Origin of the sequence: Lysinibacillus sp. NPDC097231, assembly GCF_044761885.1 — a bacterium.
Lineage (GTDB): Bacteria > Bacillota > Bacilli > Bacillales_A > Planococcaceae > Lysinibacillus.
Window position 1 is genome coordinate 93,788 of the sequence record NZ_JBIWDH010000003.1, and the last position, 18,170, is coordinate 111,957.

Consider the following 18,170-nt stretch of genomic DNA (forward strand, 5'->3'; position numbering starts at 1 on the left):
ATATCTATGGTTTTTAGGATTTTTTCATGATTAAAACTTTTTAATTTTCAACAATAGCTGTTGAAGTTGCTGTCGGTACAGACCTTTCCTCCAGTCTTTTTCGTTTCATTCGCAACATCAATCCAACCATAAGGTATAGTAATGTCGTTATGATCCCTGCTGTTGGAGAAACAAGAAATTCTTTTCCTTGCGCAATTTTGATATACCCATCAAGAATAAGCGGATTCACAAGTGCATCTTCTGTCATATGCATGAGAACAAGTGGCCAAATACTTTTCGTCATTAGGTAAATTTCTGTGTACATTACTGTCCAGCAAATCATCGTGACAATACCGACTAACGTGAATAACCATCTATTGACAGGAAGTACATCGATGATATCACTTTCTGATAAGAACACTAAAAAATACGGGATATGCCACGCTCCCCAAACACCACCAACAATAAGGTATAACCAAAAATCATTTACCTTTAACCTTGAAAGTTTGCTTGTCAAATACCCTCTCCAAACAGATTCCTCAAAAAAGTTTTTCACAAATTGAGGTAGCAAACCACCAACGAAAACGGAAACCACTGTATTAATATTAAAATTTGAAAAATCCATCCAGCCAAATACATAGCTAATTAGCAACACTATAGATGTGACTACAGGATAGACAAAAAGCGAGAAAACATACCATTTTAAATTATCTTTCAAATTAGGTAATAAACCTACATCCCGCCAACCGTCTCCTGCAAAGGTACGTAACATTATTGTTGTCAGTAACGGTAAAACAAGCCAAATCCCCATACCTAGGGTGTCACCTTTAGGTTGTTCAGAGATAACCCTATCCACTAAAACACCAAGCCAACCACATAAAAGCACAACAACTATGAAGATGATTAAATTTCTTTTAGTCTTCACTTCTAAGCGCGCCCTCCTTGTTTTCAACAATAGACATAATCCACATTGTATTGGGACAAGGCTTTTCAGGATGCAATGCAATATATTGGGCAATCCCTTGAATAGAACACCAAAATGCCACTGCAAGCGCTTCTGCATTCCCCTGTTTAATTTCTCCAAGCAACTGCCCTTTTTCTATTAATGGAATACTCCTTTTAATCAATTTATCTGCTTCTATAAGCATTTCTTTTAAATCCTCTGACAAAGATTCTAGATGTTGAGCATTCTCCATAAGTACAAACATTTTTGCAGCAAATGGATTTATGCTTATCATGTTAAACATCTCCTCAGCAGCCCCCTTAAAAATAGCCAATGGCGAATCGCTAGAAAAATTAAAATCCATTTTAAGTCTTTCACAGCCTATTCGGATAAGTTCTTCATAAAGCTTTTCCTTAGAGTCAAAATAGTGAAAGAGCAACCCCATACTCATATCAGCAGCTTTAGCAATATCAGCAATTTTCGTTTCACCATAGCCCTTTCTTATAAATAAATCTAGCGCAGATTGTAAAATTAAGGATTTCCTTTGTTCTTTCTGATCATGCCGAATTGACATATCCCACACCCCTTTATTGAAAATCTTTTCATTGAAATATTATTCAATAAAATTGCAAATATCCCTGTAAAACATGTTGAGTTTCATCAGTAGAAGGGGGAACTCTTTAACCTAACGGAAGTCTTAATAGAAAATATCGGAAATTCAAAGAGGGAGTAATGGATTTATCTGAACTTACTGTGATGATCATAATTTTTAGTGGAATCATGATTTTTTTCTTAGTGCCCTTTAATAAGTATCAATGTAAGGAAATTCAACAACGACGCACTTTTCTCATTATTTTTAAAGACAGCTTACTGCAAATCACTTTTCATAAAAAGGCTTTACTAGCTTTTTTATTAGTAAGCTTTTTGCTAGCAGCTATTTGGTTTGGTTACGAACAAGAAGAATACCATTTCAATGCTCCTAGTGGTTATCCCCTTATTAGTACTCATTCCGAAGCAGTATTAGCTATTTGTGCATTTCTTGGCTATACGATTATTCTTTATTTACTTCTCGCATTATGGATATCTTTAAACATTTTAAAAAAAGGAAGAAGTAAACTTTAAATATTCCCATAAAATATGACGATTTTATGTACATTAAAATAGTAATTACACTATATAAAAACAATATAATCACTACTTTTATAAGTAAAACGAATTATCAGTTATTTACTATTCAACCCCTCTTAAAAATAGAACTGTTTTTCTAAAAATATATTTTACTTTCATAAGAAAACAATTTCCAAACCCAGTTCAAATCAATAATCTATGTAACAAAGCCTTTCAACATCTAACATAATCAACTAACTATTTTGTAAAATAATAACATCATTAAAATTAACATTTTTAATAAAAATACGAGTTGAACTTTAACAAAAAATAGCATACCATGAATTTCGAAAGGTGGTTCGCCATCATTCAAGCAATAACAATTTTCTTAAAGGGGTTGGAAATATGTCAGACGTTCTAAAGCAATTTGTTATGCCGAAAACAAACTTATTTGGACCTGGAGCAATTCAAGAGGTTGGTAAACGCTTAAATGATTTAGAAGTGAAAAAGACATTAATCGTAACAGATGAGGGTTTACACAAATTAGGCCTCTCTGAACAAATTGCTAACATCATTACAGCTGCTGGAATTGATGTAGCAATTTTCCCGAAAGCAGAACCAAATCCGACAGATCAAAACGTTGAAGATGGGGTTGCAGTATATCACGCCGAAAGCTGTGATTCAATCGTTTCTCTTGGAGGAGGTAGCGCACACGATGCAGCAAAAGGTATCGGACTTATTGCTTCGAATGGTGGACGCATTCATGATTACGAAGGCGTTGACAAATCTCAAAACCCGTTGGTACCATTAATTGCTATCAACACAACTGCTGGTACAGCAAGTGAAATGACTCGCTTTACAATTATCACAGATATAGCGCGCAAAGTGAAAATGGCCATCGTTGACAAACATGTTACTCCATTACTGTCAATTAATGACCCTGAGTTAATGGTTGGCTTACCCCCTGCCCTAACTGCGGCAACTGGTTTAGATGCATTAACACATGCGATCGAATCCTTTGTGTCAACAAATGCAACTCCGATTACTGATGCATGTGCGGAAAAGGTGCTTCAGCTAGTTCCTGAATATTTACCACGTGCCTACGCTAACGGTGCAGATTTAGAAGCACGTGAGCAAATGGTTTACGCACAATTTTTAGCAGGCATGGCGTTTAATAATGCATCGCTTGGTTATGTGCACGCAATTGCTCATCAATTAGGTGGCTTCTATAACCTACCACATGGCGTATGTAATGCCATTTTATTGCCACATGTTTGCCGCTTCAATTTAACAGCACGTACTGAGCGTTTTGCAACAATTGCTGAATTATTAGGGGAAAATGTTGAAGGGTTAAGCAAACGTGATGCTGCTGAAAAAGCAATTGTAGCTATCGAAAAACTATCAAACGATTTAAATATCCCAAGTGGCTTCCGGGAATTAGGAGCGAAGGATGAGGATATTGAAATCTTAGCGAAAAATGCAATGTTAGATGTATGTGCTGCAACAAACCCTCGTAAAGCAACTTTAGAGGACATTAAACAAATTATTACAAATGCGATGGGCCCAGTAACGGAAAAAGAAGAATCACTTGAAGCTATCGCACTTTCTTAATAAGTAATCAAACGGCATGTCTCCTGAAGGCATGCCATTTTTATTGTGGAGAAAAAGCATTTGGTCGTTGTATGTAATTCCAACACTAGCTATACTTTTCTTAAAAAGAATTGGAGATATGAATATGCGTTTAATCTCAATTTGTCCTAGTAATACCGAGCTTGTTGCTTATTTAGGGCTGACTGATCGGCTTGTGGGTGTTGATGATTTTTCGGATTGGCCATTAACAGTAAAAGACTTACCTCAGCTTGGTCCAGATTTATCGATTGATATGGATGCATTAGAGGCATTGCAGCCTGATCTTGTACTCGCATCCCTAAGCGTCCCTGGAATGGAGAAAAATATTGAAGCGTTACAAGCAAGAAACATTCCACACATTATTTTTAATGCCAATTCATTAGATGAAATTGCCCAGGATCTCCGTACATTGGGTATGGCCTGCGGTGTTGAAGAGCGTGCAAAAAAAATTTCTGTGGAATATTTACAATGTGTCGAACATCTTCGTTCAGTTGCACAAACACTGCCTAAGAAGCCTACAATTTATTGGGAATGGTGGCCAAATCCTATTTTTACACCAGGTAGAACGAATTGGTTAACTGAAATTAGTGCCATTGCCGGTGGGCAAAATTTATTTCAGGATGTAGAACTAGCAAGTGTACAAACTGATTGGGCAGATGTAGTAAGCCGAAATCCTTCCTATATTATGATGGCTTGGGTAGGAGTCGCTTTTGAGCGAATTCAACCAGCTAATTTATTAAAACGTTCATACGCTCAGGAGCTACAAGCCGTTAAACTGAAACAGCTTTATGTAATGGAGGAATGGCTTTATTGTCGCCCATCACCACGCCTACTAGAGGGTGCACTAAAGCTAGCGAAGTTGCTTCACCCCAAAGAATATGAACACATAAAGCTTCCTAGTTTTTTAGGTAGCTAAAACGAAAGAATGGACATTCACCAAAACGGGGTGTTGCAGAAGAGCCACACTTTTTCTTAATTTTATGAAGACATTAATTTTCCAACCAAAAGAAACATCCCTTCAAATTTCGAAGGGATGTTTCTTTTGGTGAGTCTAGTATCAAATTATGCCTCAGCATAATTGTTGCTGTCGCTTCGCTTTCGCACAGATAAACAATGCGTCTGGAACCGGCTTTGTGATTAGGCCTGCGTGGGGGCCGACACGATGTCGGTCATTTCGGTAATGCCACAGGACGTGGCGTTCTTAGACTGAGTTCCTCTATTTCAGCGGGTGTCCAAACACCTGCTGGAAGAAGTTAAACAAACTTCACCATATGATATTTTTTCTTACCACGGCGTACGATGCTAAATGCGTCCTCTAAACGATCCTTACCGTCAATTACATATTCTAATTCAGTGACTTTTTCACCGTTCACACTAATCGCACCATTCGTTACATCTTCACGAGCTTGACGTTTTGAAGGTGATATTCCCGCTTCTACAAGTAAGTCGACAATGTTTTTGTCTTCTTTCGCCATTTCAATAGAAGGAACATCCTTAAACGCATCCTTCATTTCATCAGCAGAAAGTGCTTTTAAATCGCCTGAGAATAATGCAGCAGTAATACGAATTGCTTGGTCTAACGCCTCATGACCGTGAATTAAGCGAGTCATTTCTTCAGCAAGGGCTTTTTGTGCCTTACGTAAATGTGGTTCCTCTTCTACAGATACTGCTAATGCTTCAATTTCCTCACGAGAAAGGAATGTGAAGATTTTCAAGTATTTCACAACGTCTGCATCCGCAGCATTAATCCAGAATTGGTAGAACTCGTACGGAGATGTTTTCTTGCCATCTAACCATACAGCACCACCAGCTGTTTTACCAAATTTCGTGCCATCTGCTTTTGTTACTAATGGAATTGTTATCCCAAATGCTTTTGTCTCTTCCTCATGCGTTTTACGAATAACTTCTAAACCAGTTGTAATATTCCCCCACTGATCAGAGCCACCTACTTGAATGCGGCAGTTGTAATGGTTGTATAAATGATTGTAATCAATCCCTTGAATTAACGTGTACGCAAACTCAGTAAAGGAAATACCTGTATCTAAACGTGATGCAATTGTATCTTTTGCTAGCATGTAATTTACGTTAATTAATTTTCCATAATCACGTAAAAACTCAATCGTATTCATATCGCCAATCCAGTCACGGTTATTGACTAGCTGAGCACCATTACCATCTTCTGCAAAGTCAAAAATACGTTCTAATTGGCTACGAATACCTTGAACGTTTTTATCAATTTGCTCAACTGTTTGCAATTGACGTTCTTCTGAACGACCAGATGGATCTCCAATCATACCAGTCGCACCTCCAACTAGTAGAATCGGACGATGACCTGCTTTTTGGAATCGACGAAGCGTTAATAAAGGCACAATATGTCCAATATGCATAGAATCCGCAGTCGGGTCAACACCACAGTATAAAGAAACCGACTGTTCATTTAATAATTTAACCATACCTTCAGCGTCTGTTTGTTGGTATAGTAGGCCGCGCCATTCTAAATCTTGTAATAATTCATTCGTCATTATTATTCCTCCTTAAAGTGTTTGTTGTTCGTTACGTGTAGGGGAAATAAAAAAGTCCCTACACGCAAAATATTGCATGCAGGGACGTTAATAACTAACGCGGTACCACCCGGCTTGAAGATGTCATCCATCTTCCTCTTCATTCAACCGCCTTTATCGCAGGCGCGCACGTCTAAGCTCCAAGCACGTAATTCGTCTCTACATTATGACCAACTTTCACCAACCGCTGGCTCTCTACACAGGGAATATAGATACTACTGCAAGCTCTTCCTCACTAGAAAACTATAAGCATTATTCTAAACGATTCTTTTGGATTGTCAATAACTATGTTCGAGCCAAATCAATATGTGCTATAATAGACAAGATTTTAGGAGGTCGATACATTGAAAGATTGGATTGAGAAAATCAATGCAAAGATCGATGAATTAATTCAACAAAAATGGATGAAGAAATTACGCATTTCAGGAAGTGTTGCCTGGAACTTATTTTTACTATTTTTAGTCTTTGCATTGGTGGGCACTGTATTTGCCGGTTCAGTTGGTGCCGGCTATTTTGCTTCACTCGTAAAAGAAGAGCCACTACGCTCTAAGGATGGATTACGAAATCTTATTTTTAACTATGATTCTACTAGTGAAATTTACTTTGCTAACGATATTTATATCGGAAAATTACGTACTGATTTAGACCGTCGTGAAACAACATTAAGCAATATTTCACCAGATGTTATTAATGCGGTATTAGCAACAGAGGACGAGTACTTCCGTGAACATAACGGGATAGTTCCAAAGGCTGTTATCCGCGGGCTACTTCAAGACGTAACTAACTCTGCCACTCAAACTGGTGGCTCTACACTAACACAGCAGCTTATCAAAAACCAAGTATTAACAAATGAAGTATCCTACGAACGGAAAGCAAAAGAAATTTTACTTGCTATGCGTTTAGAGCACTTTATGACAAAGGAAGAAATTTTAGAGGCTTATTTAAATATTATTCCTTATGGTCGTAACTCTTCCGGCCGAAATATTGCAGGAGTTGAAACAGCAGCGGAAGGTATCTTCGGTGTAAAAGCAAAGGATTTAACGCTTCCTCAAGCAGCTTACATAGCTGGTATTCCGCAATCGCCTTTTACTTACACACCTTTTACAAATACAGGTGCAATTAAAAGTAAAGAGGCTCTAAAATTGGGCGTTGATCGTATGAAAACGGTACTTTATCGTATGAAAGATGCAGGTTATATTGACGAAGCTCAATATAATGCAGCACTCGATTATGACATCACTGCTGATTTCCGTGCACCAGAAATGCGTGCGGAGGATCGCTACCCATGGCTAACGTATGAGCTTGAAAGTCGAGCAAAAGATATTATTGCTGAAAAACTAGCAGAAGAAGACGGTATTGATCCAGAGCGTTTAAAAAATGAAAAGAAATTAAATGAAAAATACCAGATTCTAGCAGACCGTGAAGTCCGCTCAAAGGGCTATCGTATTTATTCAACTATCAATAAAGACATGTACGACGCTATGCAAAAAGCAGCGGAAAATTTCAGGAATTTCGGTCATACTTACACCGTTAAAGACAAAGATCCAGCAACAGGTGAAGAAATTGATGTTCAAATGCCTGTACAGGTTGGCAGTATTTTAATTGAAAATAATACTGGACGTATTTTAAGCTTTGTCGGTGGTCGTGACTTTGAATTAAAAAAATATAACTATGCTACACAGGCAAAACGCTCAAATGGTTCAACAATGAAGCCACTACTCGTATATGCACCAGCCATTGAATACGGTGTAATTGGTGCCGGTAGCCCTTTAGTTGACGTTAAATTCTCCATTGGAGGATGGAGTCCGAGCAACTATATTACTAGTGATGAACGAGGGCTTATACCTGCACGTGAAGCATTAGCTGATTCACAAAACTTATCTGCTTTACGCTTATATGATGATATTCTTAACAGACGTCCTGCCGATTATTTAGTAAAAATGGGGATCACAACCTTACAGCCTGATGACTTCACAAACCTTGCAGCTGGGATTGGGGGAGTAAAAGATGGTATTACTGTTGAAGAGAACACCAATGCTTTTGCAACCTTCGCAAACAGCGGACAATTCATTGACGCTTATATGATTGATAGAATTGAAGACCAAAATGGAAATATCATATATAAACACGAAGTTAAACCTGAACAAGTGTTTAGTCCTGAGACTTCTTATATCGTTACAGATATGTTACGAGATGTGTTAACAAAAGGAACAGGTACAGTTGCAAAAAATACACTAAAATTCTCTGCTGACTTTGCTGCCAAAACAGGTACTTCACAAAATTATAAAGACGTTTGGCTAGTTGGCTATAACCCGAATGTTTCTCTTGGTGTATGGATGGGTTATGATAATAATCAATCACTGTATACATTTAATAATACGTATCAGCAGCCTAGCGTACGAATTAACAAACTATGGGGAACATTAATGAATTCTGTGTATGATGTAGATCCACAATTGATTGCGCCTAGCACTAGATTTAAGCAACCAAAAAATGTTGTAACTGCATCATTCTGTGGTATTTCCGGCTTAGCGCCTTCTGCAGCATGTTCTAGTGCTGGCCTTGTGCGCTCCGATTTGTTTAACGCGAAAGTATTTTTACCTTCACAGCCTGATGATAGCTTAGCTTCTTCTAGCGTTGTTACAATTCAAGGTAAAACATATAATGCACTTCCTAATACACCACCGGAATTTGTAAAGCCGGGTGGTTCAGGTATTAATCAAGCGTTTATTAAACGGATGCTTGGCAGACTCGGTGGTAATCCCGCTAGTCTTCTGCCAAAAAATTCATCATTATCGAATTCATCAGTATCTGCCGTTGATTTCCCAGCAGATAACAATCCACCAGTTGCAGTAACTGCTTCAATTAATGGCAATACATTATCTTGGACAGGCTCTTCAAATGATGTAGTCGGTTATCGGATCTATAACGTGGCAAACGGTGGGCAAACACTTGTCAATTCAGTGCTTGAATCTACACAAAGTATGACAGTAGCAAGTGGGCAAGCCTATGTAGTTGTCGCTGTCGATATTACAGGTCTAACTTCATCGCAATCGAACGTTGCTTCTACTGGCGGTAGTGAAGAAGAGCCTGAGCAAGAAGACAATAAAGAACAAATCCCACCGATTACACCACCTACTGACGGCAATGGAAATGGTTCTGGTGGTAATAACGGGAATGGCTCTGGTAACAACGGAAGCGGTTCTAATAACGGCAATGGTTCCGGTAATAATGGAAATGGCTCTAATAATGGCAATGGTTCCGATAACAATGGAAATGGCTCTAATAACGGCAATGGTTCCGGTAACAATGGAAATGGCTCTAATAACGGCAACGGTTCCGATAACAATGGGAATGGCACTAACGGAGGAGATAACGGAAACACAACCCCACCTCCTGATACACCTACCCAATAATACTGAATGAAGTTGACAGGCTTACTACAATTACTTTTGAATTGTAGTAAGCCTGTTTTTTTGTCATTATAAAGAGGACTACTAATTTGAAGAGGTGGAAAAATATGAACATACTTATTTTTGGGGGCACACGTTTTTTTGGTAAAAAGCTTGTTGAGCTCTATCTTCAAAATGGACATAACGTAACTATTTTAACGCGAGGTCAAAACGTACATTCTTTTGGATCACAAGTGAAGCAGCTAATTGTCGATAGAAATGATACCAATGCGTTATCACAGGCGCTAGCAGATACTACATGGGATATTGTCTATGATAATATATGCTATTCTCCAGATGAGGCTATTAAAATATGTGAAATTTTAGATGGTAAAACCAATAAGCTCGTTTTTACCTCGACTATGTCCACTTACGAAATAGACGGTATTGTAAAAATAGAAGAAGATTTTAACCCATATGATTACGAAGTTCGAATGGGTAGTCGTGATGATTTTTCATATGGTGAAGGTAAACGACAAGCAGAAGCAGTACTTTTCAAAGAGGCTACATTCCCTGTCGTTGCTGTACGTTTCCCAATTGTTATGGGTGAGAACGACTATACACGCCGTTTACATTTTCACGTAGAACGAATTTTAAAGGAACAGCCTATTTCTCTACCAAATGTTGAAGCGAAGATGAGCTTCATTACTGATGACGAGGCAGCAGCATTTTTATATTTTGCAGGCATTACGCCAATTGAAGGGCCATATAATGCGACAGCTACAGGTGCGATTTCGTTAAAAGATTTGATTGGACTTATTGAGGAAGAAAGCGGAAAGCATGCTAAAATATCTCTTGTAGGTAGCGATGAACAATCGCTATCACCATACGGTGTTCCAGCAGACTGGTATATGTCAACTGCAAAAGCAGAAAAGGCTGGCTTTACTTTTAGTAAACTCCATGATTGGCTACCTAACCTAGTAAAAGCATTGGTAAAAACAGCTACCATAAAATGAAACATCAATGATGCCTCGGCATCATTGTGTCCAGAATCGGCTTTGTGCTTAGGCCTGCACGAGGGCCGACACGATGTGGGTCATTTCGGTAATGCCACGGGACAAGGCGTTCTTAGACTGAGTTCCTTTATTTTCAGCAGGTGTTTGAACACCCACTGAAAGTTAAAAAGAATCTGCTAGATTTAAGGCTAGCAGATTCTTTACGTTATTATTTAATTATAGCAATATCGTTTTTAATATCGCTATTGCTTCGTCAATCTCTGCCTTTGATACTGTCAATGGAGGTAATAGACGGATAACGTTTGGTCCTGCCCCCACTAATAATAAGCCCTTTTTTTCAGCTGCCGCTATATAAGGAGCTACCTCTGCATCACCACAACCAATGCCAAGAAGTAAACCCTGGCCCTGCACCGTATACGAAGACGGTAGATTCTCTTTCAACTGCTTAACAAAGTACCTAGATAATTCCTGTACATTTTGTAAAAAAGCAGGTTCAAAGACATGATCTAGCACGGTTTCAGCAACACTCATCGCTAACGGATTACCTCCAAATGTTGTTCCATGTGTACCTGGACCAAATGTATCATAGAGCTCTGCTGTTCCAAGCATGCCACCTGTAGGGAAGCCGCCACCTAGTCCCTTTGCCAACGTCACGATATTTGGTTTTAATATCGTTTGCTCATAGGCATACCTTGTTCCAGTACGTCCAATACCTGTTTGAACCTCGTCAACTATCAATAAAATCCCCTTGTCGTCACAGGCTTTAGCTATTGCCGCTGCAAATTCAGGAGATACACTATTAACACCGCCTTCTCCTTGAATCATTTCTAGCATTATTGCCGCCACTGAATCATCAATTGTTGCTTCAAAAGTTGCCACATCATTAAAAGGGAGAATAGTAAACTTATCAACAAGCGGTCCGAATCCGTTATGTACCTTGCCCTGACCTGTTGCGGACATTGCTCCAAAAGTTCGCCCATGGAAGGATTTCTCAAATGAAATAATATGATTTTTTCCTGTATGCTTCCGTGCAAGTTTGATAGCAGCTTCGTTTGCTTCCGCACCACTATTACAGAAAAATGCATAAGAAAAATGTGTATTCGCTATTAATTTTTGCGCAACCTTCTCCTGCCCAGGTATATCAAATAGATTAGATATATGCCAAAGCTTTTCACTTTGATCATGGATAGCCTTCACTATGGCAGGATGTGCATGACCGAGACTCACTACAGCGATCCCACTTGTAAAATCTAAATATTTTTTCCCAGTAGAATCCTCTACAACAGTTCCTTGTCCTTTGACAATTTGAGCGCGACGTTTGCCATAGTTTCCAAATAAAGCACTCATTTGATCAACCTCCTATTAATATTTTGCATAAGTTAAAAAACCGAAATCATTACTCTTAACAACTATACTGCTACCGCTAAGTCATTAGAACGCTCACATTTATCTATAGCAAAAAATGGTTTTTATTTATTTGAAGTTAAAATTGTCGTACCTACTAAGGAATCCCCCACAATTTGCACAGATGGAATACCTGCACTTAAACATTCAAGAGCACCCTGAACTTTAGGAATCATCCCACCGTAAATATGACCTTCCTCAATCCATTGTGCAATTAAGGAAGGCGTTGCATTCGATTGGTATTCATCGTTAATTCGAATACCACTTACATCCGTGACAAGTAATAAGCTATCTGCACCTACAGCTAGCGCTATTTCACTTGCTACAGTATCACCATTAATATTCAGCGCCTGACCAATTTCATTTGCACCAACACACGCAATAACAGGGACAATTCTTGCACTAATTAATGTTTCTAACAAAGATGTATTTATCTCTTTTACTTCACCAACAAAACCGTATACATCTTTATCTAGATAATCCGCTACAATTAATTGACCATCAAAGCCATTTAAACCAATAGCTGCAATGCCAGCGGTTGCTAATTCATGAACTAGCGCTGGATTTACTTTCCCTATTAGCGTTGACTGTACGATATCAATGGTAGCTTCACTCGTTACACGAATACCATTTAAAGCATGAGATTCTACCCCTTGCGCGTCAAGTTCTCGATTAATAGCTGGACCACCACCATGGGTAATAATGAGCTCTACACCGTTATCTTGAAGTTTTTTAAAATTTTCAAAAAACGACTCATTTAAGCCTTCTAGTGTACTGCCTCCAAGCTTAATAACCATACGCTTACGAGCGGTATGATGCATTGATTTGAACGTAGTCATAGGTTAAATCACATCCCCAAGCATGCCCCTTGCCTTCACCCATCCCAAGTGACACATAGATTTTTACTTCATGCATTTTTAGAATTTGGATTAACTCATCTTCCGAAAATGGAACTGGTTCACCGTTTTCGACCATTGTTGCGCCACCAATTTGAATTGTAATTTTATCCGGGTCAACAGTTGCACCACTGTAGCCTACTGCTGCAATAATTCGTCCCCAGTTTGCATCACAGCCAAATACTGCTGTTTTCACAAGTGGTGAACCAACTACTGTTTTAGCAATTTTACGTGCTTCTTCATCCGAAATTGCCCCTTCGACTTCAACCTCGATTAGCTTCGTAGCACCCTCGCCATCTTTAGCAATCATTTTTGCTAAATCTTGGGCTACGGTTTTCAATGTATAGTAGAAGTTTTGCCAATCTGGATGTGCAGGAGTTAAGGTTTCATTTCCTGCTAAGCCGTTTGCCATGACAACTACTGTATCATTTGTAGACGTATCCCCATCAACCGTAATGGCATTAAAAGTAAGATTTGTGATATCCGATAATACCGCCTGTAAGACATCCGATTCAATATTTGCATCTGTCGTAATAAAACCAAGCATCGTTGCCATATTCGGTTCAATCATGCCTGAACCTTTTGCAACCCCAGCGATGATAACCTCTTTACCATCAATTGTCGTACTATAGCTTGTGTTTTTCATAACTGTATCTGTTGTCATAATTGCTTGAGCAAAATCAATAGCACTTTCTAAACTATCTTTTGGCTCTAACTGATTAATGCCATTTGCTACTGGCTTCATATTCATAATTTCACCGATAACACCCGTTGAGCAAACACCCACTAAATTTGACTCAATGCCAAGTTTTTCTGCCGCAAGGGATTGCATTGTTTGTGCATCCTTCACACCTTGTTTCCCTGTACATGCATTAGCGTTTCCAGAGTTTACAATCATCGCCTGCATTTTCTTTGTGGAATATACAACTTCTTTTGTTACTTTTAATGGTGCTGCTTGCACAGCATTCGTCGTAAATACACCTGCTACACTTGCTGGAACCTCACTAACCAAAACAGCTAAATCCTTTTTCTTATGCTTTAATCCACAATGTAAGCCAGCAGCCATAAAACCCTTTGGTGAAACAATATTTTTACTTGATAATTTTTTCATAATATTCGTTGATGCCAATAATGTCATAAAATGAATCCTCCTTATTATAAAAAGTAAGAAGCATACAGTTTCCCTGTATGCTATATCAATTAGCCTGGGCATAATTGCGTCCGGAATCGGCTAAAAGAAGTTAAATAAAGAATGGTACTACATCCAATCCTGTCGTTTGTGGTAAATCAAATTGAACGTTCATATTTTGAATGGCTTGCCCTGCTGCCCCTTTGACTAAATTATCGATGACTCCAACAATTGTGGCACGATTTGTACGACTATCTACTTTCACGAAAATATCGCAATAGTTTGAACCTTTAACGCGATTTGTTCCCAGACTATTAACATCTGTAACGATTCGTACAAACGGATGCTTTTCATAAGTATTCTGCAAACAAGCCACTAATTGCTTTTCCGTAACTCCAGGCATAACAGGTGCATAGGAAGTCGATAAAATACCACGTGTCATTGGCACTAAATGAGTATTGAAAGTAATTGCTGTATCGACACCTGCAAACATTGAAATTGCCTGTTCAATTTCTGGTATATGCTGATGCGTATTTGTTTTATAAATGGAGAAGCTTTCATTTGTCTCACTAAAATGTGTTGTTTGTGATGGCTTATTTCCGGCTCCTGAAATACCACTTTTCGCATCGATCACTAAAAAGCTTGGATCAATCAATCGCTCTTTTAGCAAAGGTAACAACGACAACAATACCGCAGTTGGATAACACCCTGGATTTGCAATAAGAGATGCATGTTGGACATGTTCTGCATTCCATTCTGTTAAGCCATAAACACTTTGTTGAATGATGTCTAGCGGCGCTGCCTTTTTGCCATACCACTCTTCATAGTTTGCTGGGTCCTTTAAACGGAAATCACCAGACAAATCTATTAACTTAGGACCTTTTCCTACTAATGGAGGTAATAGCTCACTTGTCACTCCAGAAGGCGTACTTGTAAAAACCACATCAAAATTTTCTAAAGCCTCATAATCAATTTTTTGTAATGGCGTATCAGCAATATTAACGAGATGTCCAAACTTAGAAGAAAAAATGACTCCTTCTTCTGAAGAGGTAAATAACTCAATCCGCTCCACCGCTTGATGATTATGTAAAAATCGAATAAGTTCTAATCCGCCATATCCAGTTGCACCAACAATTCCTACTCTCAATGCACTCACCTCTGAAATAAGTTAAAATTAGTATACGTCTGTATATTTATTAAGTCAACTGAATTTTTATTTATATTTTCGATTTTTATATTTATTTTTTGTATATACCAACATTAGTATAAATTCAGAAAAAAGAAGGCAAGAACTCTTTCGCTAATCGAACGAATTCCTGCCTTCCATTTATGCACTAACTGTATAAATATCAATTCCAACATCTAAACATGTTAGAGCTTTATTTTGTTTAGTTTACAACATTAGTCTTCCATCGTAGATAAATCGCCAGTTGGTAAATTTAACTCCCATGCCTTTAACACACGACGCATAATCTTACCACTACGTGTTTTTGGCAGCTTATCCTTAAATTCAATTTCACGTGGCGCTGCGTGAGCCGATAAGCCCTTCTTAACAAAATTACGAATATCTTCAATTAATGCATCTGAAGGTTCAACACCCTCACGTAAAGATACAAAGGCTTTAATAATTTCTCCTCGTACAGGATCTGGCTTTCCGATTACCCCTGCTTCAAGTACATCAGGATGCTCTAGTAGTTTACTTTCTACCTCGAAAGGACCAACACGCTCACCAGCTGTCATAATCACATCGTCGACACGCCCTTGGAACCAGAAATACCCTTCATCATCCATATAGGCAGAGTCCCCAGACACATACCACTCACCTTTTAAGAAATAAGATTCATAGCGCTCTGGATTGCCCCAAATTTGACGCATCATCGCTGGCCAACCACGACGAACAGCTAAATTCCCCATTGTAAAAGGAGGCACTTCATTCCCAGCATCATCAACAATCGTCGCATGGATACCCGGTAATGGTTTCCCCATAGATCCAGGCTTAATATCCATACATGGGTAGTTACAAATCATATGTGCACCCGTTTCCGTCATCCACCATGTATCGTGAATACGGTGACCTAGCTCTTCACTACCCCAGCGAATCACCTCTGGATTTAACGGCTCACCAACAGATAATACATGACGTAAAGAAGATAAATCATAATTCTCAAGCATGCCACTACCAGCACCCATCAGCATTCGGAAAGCCGTTGGTGCACTATACCAAACTGATACACTATAATCTTCAATAGCTTGGTACCAAGCCTGTGGCGAGAATCTTCCACCGACAACAAGCATTGTGATGCCATTTAACCACGGACCAAAAATACCATACGCTGTGCCCGTTACCCATCCTGGATCAGCTGTACACCAGTAAATATCATCTTCACGTAAATCTAGTACCCATTGTGTTGATTGATATTGTTGAAGCATTGCGTTATGAACATGCAGGACGCCCTTAGGTGCACCAGTTGACCCAGATGTATAATGCAATATCATACCATCCTCTCGGTCCACCCATTCAATTTGAAATTGAGAAGAAGCCTCTTTCAAGCGCTTATTAAAGTCTAAAATTTGAGAGGTTTCTTCTATATCAGAGCCTACCAAAAAAACGTGCTCTAAATTCGGTAACTTCTCTAAAGGTACTCGTTCAAGTAACTCTGGTGTCGTCACTAATACTTTCGCTTCACTATCTGCAAGTCTGTCATAGACAGCACCTTCCATAAATGCCTCAAATAATGGTCCTACAATAACGCCCATTTTCAATGCACCTAATAATGAAATGTAAAGCTCAGGTGAACGTGGCATGAAAATAAATAAACGATCACCCTTTACCAAATTTGTTGCAGATGTAAAAACATTCGCAGCTTTATTTGTTAGCTTCTTCATTTCATTGAAAGAATAAGCTTCTTTTCGTTTACCATCATTAAAATAAAGCGCGACCTTGTTTTTGCGATACGTTTCCGTATGACGATCAATAGCCTCATACGCCATATTCACCAGACCTGTTTCACACCAACTAAATGCTTTTTCTGTCTCCGCCCAATCATGTGTTGCTGCCGCTTCCTCATAATTAGGCAGATTGTGCTGCCCTGGTAAAGCTTTTAATTTCTCCATCATTTTCATCCCCATGAAACTACCCCTTTCTTTGCTATCGCCTTAGTACATTAGTAAGCAAATTCCAAAAATTGTAATTCCGTAATTTTCCCCCATCAAAATTCGCCACCTTCACCAAAGACAAATACGTTATGTAGCATTTGTTATACAACAGATTCAGTAGTACAAAGTAAGTGAATGCTTATTCACACTACATTCATCTGTTAAATAACAGATGCAATATAAATCTATTTTACACGAATTCACCAAGAATGTCCTAATATTTTTATTTTTCCAAAAATATAGGTATATTTTGCAAAAATAAGCGTTTTATCGCAAGAAATCAGCTATAATGGAATTATTAAACTCAGGTGGTGTAATTATGGAACATAAAAAAACTTTTTTTTCTGTCACAAAGGAAACAAAGCATGGTACTGTGTATGTGGAAGGACCTGTTCCTCCAGAAAAATTAGCTACATATTCATTCCACGAAGGTTTGGTTGCCTTTAGACCTCCAAAGCAACAACAGCAAGCCATTATAGAAATTGCAGGACTCCCTGAAGGACGAATTATTATTATTCGAAATGAAAACATTATAGTAGGCTATGTTACCTATCTATATCCTGATCCACTTGAACGATGGGCGGAGGACCGAATTGATAACATGATTGAGCTAGGCGCCATTGAAGTTATTCCAGACTATCGTGGTACAGGTGCTGGTAAAGCACTATTAGCTGTGTCTTTTATGGGGGATGAAATGGAAGACTATCTTGTTATCACTACTGAATATTATTGGCATTGGGACTTAAAAGGGACTGGATTAAATGTTTGGGATTATCGCAAAATGATGGAAAAAATGATGAGTTCAGCTGGCTTCGAATATTTTGCTACAGATGATCCTGAAATTACATCCCATCCTGCAAACTGCCTTATGGCACGCGAAGGAAAACGCGTTCCTGCTGAATCAATGGAAAGATTTGATAGACTACGTTTTAGAAATCGCTTCATGTATTAAACCAAC

14 protein-coding genes and 1 other annotated feature are annotated in these 18,170 nt (G+C 38.6%); of the genes, 6 read left to right on the plus strand and 8 right to left on the minus strand.

The window, feature by feature from the left end; all coding sequences use genetic code 11:
• Positions 1–40: 40 nt before the first annotated feature.
• Positions 41–904 (minus strand): CPBP family glutamic-type intramembrane protease, encoded by an 864-nt coding sequence (locus ACIQXF_RS03750; RefSeq protein ID WP_402779319.1) that lies wholly within the window; start codon positions 902–904, stop codon positions 41–43.
• Entirely contained in the window at positions 894–1,496 is a 603-nt protein-coding gene (locus tag ACIQXF_RS03755; RefSeq protein WP_402779321.1) for a TetR/AcrR family transcriptional regulator, read from the minus strand. Before ACIQXF_RS03755 ends, ACIQXF_RS03750 begins: the two co-directional genes overlap by 11 nt.
• A 158-nt stretch (positions 1,497–1,654) precedes the next feature.
• Between ACIQXF_RS03755 and ACIQXF_RS03760 the strand changes: the two genes are divergently transcribed.
• The 3 genes from ACIQXF_RS03760 to ACIQXF_RS03770 all read left to right on the plus strand — a co-directional run bounded on the left by ACIQXF_RS03760 (position 1,655) and on the right by ACIQXF_RS03770 (position 4,574).
• Positions 1,655–2,044, plus strand: coding sequence for a hypothetical protein (locus tag ACIQXF_RS03760; protein ID WP_402779323.1), 390 nt, complete (start codon positions 1,655–1,657; stop codon positions 2,042–2,044).
• Between the two features lie 390 nt (positions 2,045–2,434).
• Complete coding sequence (locus ACIQXF_RS03765) at positions 2,435–3,640, plus strand: iron-containing alcohol dehydrogenase (RefSeq protein ID WP_402779325.1); 1,206 nt, start codon at positions 2,435–2,437, stop codon at positions 3,638–3,640.
• A gap of 124 nt (positions 3,641–3,764) precedes the next feature.
• Positions 3,765–4,574, plus strand: coding sequence for a cobalamin-binding protein (locus ACIQXF_RS03770; RefSeq protein ID WP_402779327.1), 810 nt, complete (start codon positions 3,765–3,767; stop codon positions 4,572–4,574).
• A gap of 337 nt (positions 4,575–4,911) precedes the next feature.
• Here the strand turns inward: ACIQXF_RS03770 and tyrS are convergent, their stop codons facing one another.
• Complete coding sequence (gene tyrS, locus ACIQXF_RS03775; protein WP_402779329.1) at positions 4,912–6,180, minus strand: tyrosine--tRNA ligase; 1,269 nt, start codon at positions 6,178–6,180, stop codon at positions 4,912–4,914.
• Between the two features lie 77 nt (positions 6,181–6,257).
• Positions 6,258–6,461, minus strand: a binding site (T-box leader).
• Between the two features lie 102 nt (positions 6,462–6,563).
• Between tyrS and ACIQXF_RS03780 the strand changes: the two genes are divergently transcribed.
• Positions 6,564–9,635: a transglycosylase domain-containing protein gene (locus ACIQXF_RS03780; RefSeq protein ID WP_402779331.1), complete on the plus strand. Its 3,072-nt coding sequence runs from the start codon at positions 6,564–6,566 to the stop codon at positions 9,633–9,635.
• Positions 9,636–9,739: 104 nt separating this feature from the next.
• A complete protein-coding gene (locus ACIQXF_RS03785; RefSeq protein WP_402779333.1) occupies positions 9,740–10,627 on the plus strand; it encodes an NAD-dependent epimerase/dehydratase family protein in 888 nt (295 codons plus the stop codon).
• A 216-nt stretch (positions 10,628–10,843) separates the two neighbouring features.
• Here ACIQXF_RS03785 and ACIQXF_RS03790 read toward each other — a convergent pair whose 3' ends face one another.
• From ACIQXF_RS03790 to acsA, 5 genes are all read right to left on the minus strand, one after another.
• Complete coding sequence (locus tag ACIQXF_RS03790; RefSeq protein ID WP_402779335.1) at positions 10,844–11,974, minus strand: acetylornithine transaminase; 1,131 nt, start codon at positions 11,972–11,974, stop codon at positions 10,844–10,846.
• 122 nt (positions 11,975–12,096) lie between these two features.
• The gene (argB, locus tag ACIQXF_RS03795; RefSeq protein WP_402779336.1) at positions 12,097–12,870 is read right to left on the minus strand and encodes an acetylglutamate kinase; all 774 of its coding nucleotides are present in this window, start codon (positions 12,868–12,870) and stop codon (positions 12,097–12,099) included.
• Positions 12,833–14,065, minus strand: a complete 1,233-nt coding sequence (gene argJ / locus ACIQXF_RS03800) for a bifunctional glutamate N-acetyltransferase/amino-acid acetyltransferase ArgJ (RefSeq protein WP_402779338.1) — start codon at positions 14,063–14,065, stop codon at positions 12,833–12,835. Before argJ ends, argB begins: the two co-directional genes overlap by 38 nt.
• A 103-nt stretch (positions 14,066–14,168) precedes the next feature.
• Positions 14,169–15,203, minus strand: a complete 1,035-nt coding sequence (argC, locus tag ACIQXF_RS03805) for an N-acetyl-gamma-glutamyl-phosphate reductase (protein ID WP_402779340.1) — start codon at positions 15,201–15,203, stop codon at positions 14,169–14,171.
• A 254-nt stretch (positions 15,204–15,457) separates the two neighbouring features.
• Positions 15,458–17,185, minus strand: coding sequence for an acetate--CoA ligase (gene acsA / locus ACIQXF_RS03810; protein ID WP_402779342.1), 1,728 nt, complete (start codon positions 17,183–17,185; stop codon positions 15,458–15,460).
• 346 nt (positions 17,186–17,531) lie between these two features.
• Between acsA and ACIQXF_RS03815 the strand changes: the two genes are divergently transcribed.
• Positions 17,532–18,164, plus strand: coding sequence for a GNAT family N-acetyltransferase (locus tag ACIQXF_RS03815; RefSeq protein ID WP_402779344.1), 633 nt, complete (start codon positions 17,532–17,534; stop codon positions 18,162–18,164).
• Positions 18,165–18,170 lie beyond the last annotated feature (6 nt).